Origin of the sequence: Yersinia similis (genome assembly GCF_001053095.1) — a bacterium.
GTDB classification, from domain to species: Bacteria; Pseudomonadota; Gammaproteobacteria; order Enterobacterales; family Enterobacteriaceae; genus Yersinia; species Yersinia similis.
Genome location: NZ_CGBP01000008.1, coordinates 158,745 through 169,620 on the forward strand (window position 1 = coordinate 158,745; position 10,876 = coordinate 169,620).

Below are 10,876 nucleotides of genomic sequence, written 5' to 3' on the forward strand. Positions count from 1 at the left end.
AGAGCAACCAAGCAATGGAAATAAAAGTTTCAAGTTAGCATGATACAAATCAATAATGCATCAAAGCCGCAACTTTAAATAAGAACATTCACACAGAAATGTAGGAATATTCAACCAAACCATGATTAACTCATAAAAGTTAATCAAAAAAATTAGTTTATTTTTATTGGTTTTAAATGGTCGCATAAAAAACAATAAAATAGAGTGAGTACCTTGTCGGTTTATATTTAAAATACATTTATTAGTTCCTATTTTTAACCCTCTCAACTATTTCGCTTTGGGCAATAAGGTTTGGCAGCTCGGCATTTATGGAAACACACGGCCACATGGGTGATTCAGGGAGGTTAAAAATTATTTACCGTTAGCAGGTTCAGAGCGAAGATTATTAAGCAAAAAGACGACTTCTCCCCGATAAAAAGGGGAAGCAGCCAGATACTGTTCCCATTGCGGATCCCACTCCCCGTGTTGAACCAAACCAATCTTGAAGGGAAGACGTAATTGCAGCAAGGCGGGTAAGTAACGTGAGTACTGATTAACGGTTGATCGCCCCTGATAGGTTTGTATCACCAGTTCATCAATCGGCAACGCATTGAGCTGCTGGATGCTACCGGTTTTTGCCCAGTCCAATAAGCCGGTTACACCAAGTGCAAAATTTGGATCCAGCTTAGTGCGCACCCGGCGCAGGAACCCAGCGTAATCATCAAGACGATAGGTGCCCGCATCGAAATCAATCTGTAGCCCGATGACCTGATTTCCAGCGGCGGCCCACCGCCGGGGTAAATCAATCAGAATCGCCAAAATATCATCTGGTACATCCAACGTGGTGATGCGCACCGTGACCCACACCGCAGGAAGTGTCAGCCTGGAGCTGGGTAGCCCCATTTTCTGAAACCAGGCGGCTCGTTGGCGAATAACCACTTCCCCTTGATGCAGATAAACCTGATTCGCCTGCTGTAAAGCGGGCTGTGGGTTCACACCTGACCACAGCCAAAACGCCTGATAATCATGGGCATACACCTTATGGCTCAACTGCGGTTTGTCGCTAACCTCTGCCATCGCTGGCGGCATAAATAGCGCTAATAGGCAGCTTACCAGTAATAGTTGAGCCGTTCTGCCCATCGGCTACCTTTATACTGACTTTTCAATGAGCTAAACCAACGCTTACGTGTTGCAATATCGACATCCTCACCCCCACATTGATTATAGCCCGATGGGGCATAGCACATGACGGCCCGGTAAAGCGCATAGCTTTTATCTTCTGGCTCCGCCTTCGGATCGTTGATAACGTATTGATAATAATCGAAACGATTGGGCTGAGTGATTACTGCATCATGTGCGCGGACTGCGGCATTCAGCACCTCATTGCCTTCACCTTCCTGATAAGTATTGATATTGATGGCAGTTACACGAAAGAACTCTCCCAAGCAGTTGAGAGCATGTCCATCCGTTTTATTTTTGACCAATGCTTTTACCGTGCCATCTAACGCAGCACAGGCATAGCCCTGCTCCACATTATCGCCCTGCCAATCGAACGCCGCCAGGTCTACATCGGCAAAGCTTTTTTGATCGACGGATTGCAGAATATGAGGGCTTAACTGTTTATCCTGCTCATAACCCTGATAATCACCAAGCATAAGATCCCGCAGTAATAGCGTGTGCAGAGCAATGGTTTTTTCCTCATCATTAGCACCAGAAATAACTTGCTGTTGTAAAAGTGCTTTTTGAGCTTTTGTTTTGAGTATCAGAGAACGATAACGCAGGTTTTTGATTGGGCTATCTGCAGTAAATATGGCCTCAACCTGATTACTGTTCACCAGAACAGCAGCGAGTTTGAGTTGCAGATATTGCTGTTGTTGCGGCGATTGCACCAGGCCCAGCAGCTTACGCCAATGTGCTTCGGCCGGTGACCACTGTTGTTGAGCCACCAATGCATCACCATACAAAATCTGTTGACTGAAGGTGACAATGTCAGTGGCAGGGAGAGAGTCGACAGCCGAGACAGTGGCGACGACACCGGCATAATCTTGCTCATGATAATAGAGCCAGGCCGTCTGTAGATACTGCCAAAGGGGGAGCATATCCGCATCGACAAACATCGGTTTATAACTTGCCAGTTTCGCCTGCGTAACCTCCAACTCAGAGTCACTCTGGCGCCCCCCTAATCGCAACCAACGTAATGTTTGCGTGAAGGTCAGTAAAGGTGCTTGCATATCGCTGATAAAGGGCTCGCCACCAAAGGCATCTTTGCTGGTAAATTTAGCATCAACTTCTGATACGGTATCCCACAAAGCTTCAGCATTCGGTGCTGCCAGTAATGTCTCTTCATACAAACGCGCCAGTTGTTGCCAATCAGAGAGGTACCAGTAAATACGGCGCTCCAACCCCTGAATCGACTCTGCGTAAATGCCTTGGGGATAAGCAACTAAATAGGCCCGAGAATAATCCAATGCCTGACGGGCGGCATCCTGATTGATATTTTTAGTTTCAAACATGCCATATTTATCCGAAGCATTTGTACTGCTCTCATTGAGCGCAACCCGGAACAACATATAAGTCGCTGTTTCTGCGACCCATGCTTGAGAACTCTTTTGGAGGGCAGAAAATAAAGCGGTGGCCTCTGGGTAATCGCCCCGATAAAATGCATTGGCACCATGAAGATAATCGCTAAAAGCATCAACATGTGAGCCTGGCACAATGTTAAAAGGTGGCGGTGTAATTCCACCGTCGATCGGTGCATCGACATTATGAAAAATATTGGATCGCCAGAGGGCTAAATTATGTCGATCATCGGCAGTTAAGGACGAGTCTGCCAGTAAAGCGGTAAAAAATTGCTCAACTGATGCGGGATTATTGGAGATATGCCGTGCTTCTCTATATCGGGCATTGGTTCCCTTAAACGAAGCCGAATTGATGCCTAGCGTCTTTGCCATCTTATCAAATGGTGTTTCTTCCGAAGGGCTATCATTATTCTCATCTGTAAGACTTTTTTCCCGCTTCGGGAAACTCATTTCATCATAATAAAACTCACCAAAATGGTAATTCCTACTACGGGTAATATCCGCTGGCATCGTTAAACGTGGCAATATGAAATTTTTTGGTTCTCCAACCAATAACATCATATTAACCCGAGTATCATTGTAAACATCCAAAAAGGGTACACCACTGAGCGGGCAATATTTCCCCCACACACAACCAGTATCATCAGAGGAAGCCTGTGATGGAGGTACCGCCATACCTAGCATGCCCATTATGAGGCCCATCCATAACTTACCGTTTATTTTCATTCTCGCTTGGTACCCTTCAGGAAATCCGACATTGTCGCTTATATTTTCAGCAAAAAGAACAAGAAAGCACTGAAACCCAAGATGAATATCGGATACTGCTGCCACGAATAAAAACATACCGTTAATCAAGAGCTGAAAGCGATGATGTTAGATATGTATATTCATCTGGCCAAATTTAGTGTACCGATTAATCTCTGGTTTGATTGGCACCCTCTAGCAGCGCGGTAACGAATCTGCGCTAATGGTGTCAGAGCATCGAAAAGCGCCTTTTATTCTTCGGTGAGCGTCATTTCGATGCCTTAGGCTTGACCGGTATAGAATTTTCTCATTAATAATGATAGCGAGGGCCTTTCTGAACAAAATAGTCAGTGGGCTATTTATTTAGAGCGTCCTGATTTAGTTTATTGATGAGCTGTAGAACTTGTTCATATAGTTGCTTATCGTCAAGTTCATATTCCTCTCTGTCTGAGTCAGGATTATAGAGATCAGCCAAACAAAATATACTTGATAAGCACTCGCTTAATTTTTCATTGTCTTTAAGACAGATACGTTGGTCACGCTCTATCCTCCAAAACTCAATGTAAGCATTCGCAAAAACCTGCGCTGACACTCTTTCATTAATAAATGATTTAGCGAATTCTAAAATAACTATGCTCATCGTAGGGCTCCTGTTTAACAAGGCTGGCTGCTCTACCAAGCCTCAATTACTCATGTGAGTCAATTTCGTTGAGCCAGCAATTAAAGTCTTCTTTTTCATATAAATACTCCCTGTCAGTTATCGGTAAATCTGCTCCCCCCAAGCATTGAAGTACTTTCCAAACAACCTGATCGCTTACTCGAATGTGATCATCATCAATTATTGCAAACGCCCATTCAGAGGCGCTTGAGCGGTCAAGTTCCCCTGACATTAAGCGCCTTACCTCCGGCAGTGAAATGCTCTCAACGTTACCATTTGCTACCATTGCAGAATAAATATATAGCCCGGACCTTCAGCTTTTCAGTGGGGTTTCGCTGTTGGCCGCCAAAGATATTATTTGCCAGATGGTCAATAAAATGGAGAAGCTTGGCATTCAGGCTAGTGCGGGAAGGTATTTAGGCCACCAGCACCGTTGATAATATCAAGCGTAGAATGAAAAAAGCTGGCAGGTGGATGATTGAAGCAAATACACAAAAAGCCACTGTTGCTGATAAACCGTCCAACTTTATGGGGTCAGTTCAGCTGACAGTGGCCTTGATTGGGTAGCGAATACAGATAAAGGGGCTTCAGATCCCCCTACCGGTTATATAACCTTTCGTCCTTGCTTGTAGGCTTCTTTGGCTTCGTTGAGGCTCATTTTATTTGCTCCACCTACATAATCAGGTTCTTTGGACTGGATTGGGTCATCCTCCCATTTACAAATAGGGCAAATTTCATAATCCCCAAGATTATCTATTGTTTTTGATCCGCAGCACGGACATGAATATTCATCACTCATTGTTTATTCCAATATCCCATTTTGTCTGACGGCTTAAACATCGTTTTAGGCACTCCATCTTTTGTCTTTACTGCAAACGTATTTAACTGTGGATGGTAAAATAGTTCATCACCATTTGGGCGAGTTTTTGTAAGTGTACCTTCCGGAGGATTATTAACGAAATCATGAGTGCTCTCAACATATTCTTTCGCATTATTAAAAGGCTGGTCTGAGAATTCATGACCATGCTTAACCCAGTGTTCATAAGCATTAGATACCGGTTCGAGCCTTTTGGTTTTCGTCCAAATTGGCGTGTCTGGATTTTTACTCAAATAAATATACAACGGTGGCAAATCAAGCAACGGATGGATCAGAATATAATCGCGGAAATCCTTCTCCTCTGGCATGGGTAATGTAGTTGAATGCTCGCCGGTTTCGTCAGCTTCCGGCATCGGTAATACCGTAATCGTAGTGCGAATGATCGGCCCGTCGTTATTACCGGTATTCGATGGGGCTTTAAATCCGGGATCATTCGGTGTCCACAGAATGGTTGGCCCTGCCGCGCCATCTTCCCAAAACTCATAATTGCCGGTAAAGACATTGAGCGTCATTTTGCGTACTGGCACTCTGTCCAATCCACCTTCAGCACTCATATGATAGCCCTCGGCTTTTAACCGGCCATTTCCGCTATCAACCCAGCGAAAACGCACGCGTGTTGGTGCTGAGCCACCATTCTTAGCAATGTTTTCCAGCTTGAGTTTGTCGAGTAAATCGGTTTCACCTTCATTCAGGGTGCCCGGCATCATTCCCATGATAGCAGCACCGACAGGTGATGAACCCACCATCCAGCGTCCCGCCGTCATCAGGTTACCACCGACAAACCGCATTCCCTGAATACCCGCTTGCTCTAAGGCCGCCAGACCCGCCCCAGTCGATACCGGTACAACTACCGCGGCCGGAGCCGCACTGGTTCTCCCCAACACCCGCTTGTACCACGGTGTCTTAACATCAGGCTCTGTTTCCACAGGTTTACGCCTGGCAGTTTGAGCGCGTTGATCCACTTCATTATTATCAGTTGGGGAGGTTGGTGAGGGGGGAATAGTCTGATAAAAGCCCATTTTGCCGAAATTGCGGTGTGGTTCACCCTCGGTACCCGCATCGGTACACCCCTTTTCCCGCAGACAAGACTTGGCAAAAACGGGGGTTACGTCTGGTGGTGATTCGGAGGTCTCCGTGAATGAGGGTGCGATACTGGACTGACCGGAGGTAGGTGACCCGATTAACTCATAGGCATCATTCATCATCGAAGGGATAAATCTTGCCTTGCACGGACAGTTACTTGTGCTGTGTAGTGAACCCGCAAACTTGCGTCCCAGTATTGTGTCTCCGGGAATGTGCCCGACAATGATGTAGGTTCCCGGATGCTTACCGCAGGTAATACGGTCTTGTTCACGGGCGACGGCTCTTCCCATTATTGTGTGGGTCGGTTCCCCTTCGGTGATAACTCCCCCGCAAGTTGTTTCATCGCCCACAACCAGATAATAACCTTTTGCCATATCATCCCTTATTTATCCGTTTGCCAATATCAATTTGGCAATATGCCCAAAAAGGTAAGGGATAATGATGAGTTCGGCAATTAAAAGCTGAAACCGTGTTCTGTTGTTGAGTAAGGGGATCAACCAGCCCGAGAAAAGCCTCAACATTAACGGGTTAACTTTCGAACTGTATAGCTCTAGAAAAGGCGGGTACGTCCTCTACACATTGATATGTAGATTTAGCCAGAACCATGTAGAGCTTGAGAGAGGATAAAAACCATGAAATGCTTATGGAGTAAGGGATTGGTAGGGGTTAGGAGAGTTTGAGATAATTGACGTGAAGGGAACATAACAGAAAACCTATCAAATTGTATTTAAACAATTATTAATTTCACTATATTTTTAATACCCCCAATTATACCCCCAGATATTTTTATTCGGATTAGCTTAACTGAAAGATAAGGTTTTATCAGGCATCAGAAAGCACAATAATCATCGTGATACTGTTCCTCTGATGCACTGACTATCAAAAATCCGGAATAAACCCCTCTTTTCGCAAAGCATGAATGACACCACGCATCAGGTCTGATTTCGAAAAACCGGCGGTATAAATTCGCGATCCCACTTCAACCGGTTGCAAAAAGCCACGGTCAACTAACTTACCAATCTGATAGGTAATTTGAGCCGACTTAAATCCCGGTAAAACCTCTTTTAAATCATTGGCTTTTACCGTCCCCTGGCTAATGGTTCGCTTAAGAATTGTAGATTCCGTCTCATTGATTACTCCCCGCCCCTTAGAATACTCGAGCGCTGGATAAAGAATTTTTGAGTTTAAAAAGTGAAGATTAGAGAGCTTATCGACTTTCTTTAACTCCGCCGATATACCGGTAAGAACATACAGGCACCATTGCTCTAGCCCCTCAACAGCCCCCGTATCCGCTTCGGCCAGCATCGAGTAATAGCGCTCACGGTCATTACAAAAAACCGCCGTTGGGTTTAGCACCCGCCCACTGGTTTTCACATTAAAGCCGTACTTTATCAGCAAAGAATAAGTCAGCAGGCGCACCGTTCTGCCATTGCCATTACCAAATGGATGAATCCAACCAAAACGGTGATGTGCGAGAGCCACTTTCATCAGATCATATTTTGGCGCGTCTGCGCGATTCATAAAATCGACCAATTCCTGCATATAAGCCGGAACATGGATGAATTCAGGCGGAAAATGAGTTGATTGAGCAATACTCACTCCGTGACTGCGATAGGCTCCCGGCGTTTTATCCCCTTCCCGTTCAAGTCCATTTACCGTCATGGCGTGCAGTTCTCGAACAAAATACTCCGTGATATCTTCACCAGCATGCAGATGCTCATCAATAAAGTTCATGGCATGTTCGATGTTGCCAATCTCTTTCAATTGATCCGTGGAGTCCTCAACCCCTTCAACTTTACTTTCAACGTAATCGGCTAACGTTGTATGGTTACCTTCGATTCTTGCTGAACCCAAGCTTTCCAGCATATGAAAAATACTTTTTAGCTGGGCAAATAACAGAGGATGCACGGCGGTTTCAAGGCGCAGGTGTCTCAGTAACTCAAGCTCGGTCAACGCATCAACCAGTGGCGAGTCGAAACTGGGGTTTAACAGTGCTAAATCATAGTGATTAAATTTAGGCATAAAGTTAGATTATCTCAAATATGTAAATATTATTATCTTAAAAATAGATTAAAAAACACTTTATAGCCATTATGTTAACAGATTATTGTTTGTAGATTATCTCAAAAGTAACTTTATGATTATCTCAAAAATTTATGGTGATACATCCGATTGAATATCACTGTACACCGAACTGAAATCAACACCATCCCCTACTACTTTCACTTTGAACCATTATGTTCGGTATCATTCAAAGCAGGGCCAACCCTAAAATGGATGGAGCGCTTTGTGATGGATGGATATCTGAAAGTTATAAACCCAACCTGCCCGACGAGGAGGATGATCACGAACTTCCCTTCTAAGGTATTAACAGCATGAATTGTTATGATTACGTCGGATTTAACCGGACTGAAATAGAACAGCTTTTGCAGATTAACCTGCACGACAGTGACGAAGAATATCAAAACATACTTAAAGATAAATTGCCAAAATGGTTAACGCCATTTATATCCAGAATCAATATTACAATAAAAGAAACTGCGGCATTAATTGTCGGGGTGATAGCAGCGCTGTAACGAATCTGCGCTGTAATTGTGTCAGGGCATCGAAAAGCGCCTTCTGTTCTTCGGTGAGCGTCATTTCAACCCCTCAAGGTTTAACCGGGCTGAATTACCCAGTCTATTATATGCATCTATAAATCATTATCTGCTTTAATTCGAGCCAGTTGTGCAGCAAGAAACTCGACTAAAGAATCGAATGATTCGTATGCTTCATCAATAGCGATACGATCACGAACCTCCCATTTATGGGTCCGAACGTCATAAACAAACGAGTCGGTCCCTGTTGAGCCTATAAATATTAGGTAGTTTATTTCATCGACAACTAATTCAGGCGCTTCGCGGAGGATATTGGTTTGTTCATCGTTATATTCAAATAATTCGTTATGTACTTCATCATAGTTCGATAAACCGTAAACAGAATATCCATCAATAATGAAACCATCCATTAGAGAAACAAACTCTAAATACTGATCCCCAAAATCTGGTTGTACAGCACCAATACCACGCCCGAAGTCATGTTGTTCCACATGTCCCGTGAATTTAGGGTGTATCATATACCCTAATATTTTCCCAACACGACTCAGGTCATCAACAATATTGCGCATATAATTACACTATTCATTCAATATCAGGGTCTGGCCGAAGATTGTCGATAAGTACCTTCAATAAACCAGGTATATCGTCAAAACTATCCCAAAGAGTATCTACTGTACCGATACGATCACGTAGCTCAAATTTTTCACTAATCTGATTAAAAATAACAACATCAGTTTCGTTATGCCCAATGAAAACATAGTCATCAAATTCTACAGGATAAAGCTCTGGTACTTCATGCAGGTTAGCTCTGGCTCTACGGATATCACGAATATTTTGTTCATCAGAAAAAATACCGTACATAGTGGTGCCATTAAGGCTAAAACCATTAAGAAAATAGAGAAATCTCAGGTATTCATTTGCGAAGGTTTGCCCCCCCATTTTGATTAATACCTGCATTGCTTCGGTTATGTTGACTGAACCGGGATCTTTTAGGCCAGAACACGCCTCAACGCCATATTTAGCTAAGGAGCGAGAAATAGAATAAATCTCATCAACATATTTAGTCAGTTTTTTAACATTATCATGTTCAAGTAGTGTTTTAATTTCAATCATAATAATCTCTATGGGTAAACAAGACCTTGAGGAATCGGCCAAAGCACTTCTTTCGAAGCCTCGTGTGGCAATCCGTTAGTGATTTTCTTTTGCGCATTAGTCAGAACAGTATGCTCTGGGCTGTCTTTGATAAGCACTAGATTATCTAACGTATTAGTTCCGCTGTCGTCTAAGGGTAGTTTGTGATGCACAACCCAGCCGCTAGGTGTAATGCCATTAGACAAGCCGTCTATTTGCTCTAAAGTAAAGCGCTTAGCAACGTCGGGATTATTTGCTATAGATTTAACAAATTTAGTCCGAACAGAGCGGAATTGGCTTCGCAACATAGCGGCCTCTGCACGGTCTCGTCGGAAATAATCCATCTTCACAACATCGACGTTTTGTAGCAATACGTTCTTACCTTTATAGGTGCCAAGGTACCCCTCCAGTTTTTCCAGCTCAACAGCTTTCCCTAACTTAGCGACATCGCCTAATTTGCCAACTTTTTCTACCGTTCCCAACCCCTTAGTACCCGCCAACTCCGCCACGGATGCCGTGACTACCATGGCGGCCGCACCGGCTAATCCATTGCGCTGATAAGCGTCTGTCACCGCCCCTTTCGTATTATCATAAATAGCCTTGCCAGCGGCTTGTTGATTTTGCTGTCGGACTTTATTTATTGCGGCCTGCTCTGGATTAAAGGCACCAGCCATATATTCTTGGGCGGAAGGCCCCATCAAAGTACCTAGCCCCTCAAGGGTACCTGCTGCGCCATCAGCAATACGACCACGGGCGGCATCAGTTGTGGCTTTGTCATGTGTGAAAGGGGTGGCTTCCCATAAGGTTTTGGCGCTATCGGTGACAGATTGCCATTTTGCAGATAATACCCGTCCAGATTCATCGGAAGCACGAGTTACCATAGAACGATCGGGTATCGTATTCGTCGTGCTCTTTAGTCGCCTTGTTTGTGTTGAACGTGGCTTTTCACCCGTTCGCTGATAGTTCCGACATTTCACCGAATCGTCAAATGCCTTGATAATCTTCGCGGCACCCTCGAAACGGAAAGAATGGGGATTGGCAGACATCAACTGACCTTCGCCATTGATGTAGAACAGCCGGGCAGGGCCGTACATATCACTTAACATCACCACGTCACCCGAAAAAACCCGTTTTTCCAGCTTCTCTTTTTCACGTATCCCGCCTGGACGTGGCTGATCCGGAGAGAATCGCTGTTCACGTTCCCGCATATTGATAAGATAACGGCGGG

Annotated in this window: 11 protein-coding genes and 1 pseudogene; 1 reads left to right on the top strand and 11 read right to left on the bottom strand. The window is 44.3% G+C overall.

Features of this window, described 5'->3' with window-relative positions; translation table 11 throughout:
• Positions 1-351: 351 nt before the first annotated feature.
• The 7 genes from AC971_RS08615 to AC971_RS08645 all read right to left on the bottom strand — a co-directional run bounded on the left by AC971_RS08615 (position 352) and on the right by AC971_RS08645 (position 7,942).
• Positions 352-1,119, bottom strand: a complete 768-nt coding sequence (locus AC971_RS08615; RefSeq protein WP_025381090.1) for a DUF3142 domain-containing protein — start codon at positions 1,117-1,119, stop codon at positions 352-354.
• A complete protein-coding gene (locus tag AC971_RS08620; protein ID WP_025381091.1) occupies positions 1,089-3,248 on the bottom strand; it encodes a PA5441 family protein in 2,160 nt (719 codons plus the stop codon). The genes AC971_RS08615 and AC971_RS08620 overlap by 31 nt, the downstream gene beginning before the upstream one ends.
• 409 nt (positions 3,249-3,657) lie before the next feature.
• On the bottom strand, positions 3,658-3,942 hold the full coding sequence (locus AC971_RS08625; RefSeq protein ID WP_011192913.1) for a colicin immunity domain-containing protein: 285 nt from the start codon (positions 3,940-3,942) through the stop codon (positions 3,658-3,660).
• Positions 3,943-3,988: 46 nt separating this feature from the next.
• The gene (locus AC971_RS08630; protein WP_002209915.1) at positions 3,989-4,192 is read right to left on the bottom strand and encodes a hypothetical protein; all 204 of its coding nucleotides are present in this window, start codon (positions 4,190-4,192) and stop codon (positions 3,989-3,991) included.
• 372 nt (positions 4,193-4,564) lie between these two features.
• Positions 4,565-4,759 carry a CPCC family cysteine-rich protein gene (locus AC971_RS08635; protein WP_024063134.1) on the bottom strand — a complete coding sequence of 65 codons (195 nt, stop codon included), beginning with the start codon at positions 4,757-4,759 and terminating at the stop codon, positions 4,565-4,567.
• Positions 4,756-6,294: an S-type pyocin domain-containing protein gene (locus AC971_RS08640; protein ID WP_002214794.1), complete on the bottom strand. Its 1,539-nt coding sequence runs from the start codon at positions 6,292-6,294 to the stop codon at positions 4,756-4,758. Before AC971_RS08640 ends, AC971_RS08635 begins: the two co-directional genes overlap by 4 nt.
• A gap of 505 nt (positions 6,295-6,799) precedes the next feature.
• Positions 6,800-7,942 carry a Fic family protein gene (locus tag AC971_RS08645; protein ID WP_025381092.1) on the bottom strand — a complete coding sequence of 381 codons (1,143 nt, stop codon included), beginning with the start codon at positions 7,940-7,942 and terminating at the stop codon, positions 6,800-6,802.
• A gap of 353 nt (positions 7,943-8,295) precedes the next feature.
• Between AC971_RS08645 and AC971_RS08650 the strand changes: the two genes are divergently transcribed.
• Entirely contained in the window at positions 8,296-8,496 is a 201-nt protein-coding gene (locus AC971_RS08650; RefSeq protein ID WP_038401983.1) for a hypothetical protein, read from the top strand.
• Here the strand turns inward: AC971_RS08650 and AC971_RS24650 are convergent.
• The 4 genes and pseudogenes from AC971_RS24650 to AC971_RS25090 all read right to left on the bottom strand — a co-directional run.
• Positions 8,483-8,560 (bottom strand): annotated as a pseudogene (locus AC971_RS24650) (terminase small subunit); the annotation flags it as partial. The gene AC971_RS08650 and the pseudogene AC971_RS24650 sit on opposite strands and share 14 nt — an antisense overlap.
• A gap of 52 nt (positions 8,561-8,612) precedes the next feature.
• A complete protein-coding gene (locus AC971_RS08655; protein WP_025381093.1) occupies positions 8,613-9,086 on the bottom strand; it encodes a YrhA family protein in 474 nt (157 codons plus the stop codon).
• Positions 9,087-9,099: 13 nt separating this feature from the next.
• Positions 9,100-9,630: a YrhA family protein gene (locus AC971_RS08660; protein ID WP_025381094.1), complete on the bottom strand. Its 531-nt coding sequence runs from the start codon at positions 9,628-9,630 to the stop codon at positions 9,100-9,102.
• An 8-nt stretch (positions 9,631-9,638) separates the two neighbouring features.
• The coding region (locus AC971_RS25090; protein ID WP_053084912.1) for an HNH endonuclease signature motif containing protein at positions 9,639-10,876 on the bottom strand (1,238 nt) is incomplete at its 5' end.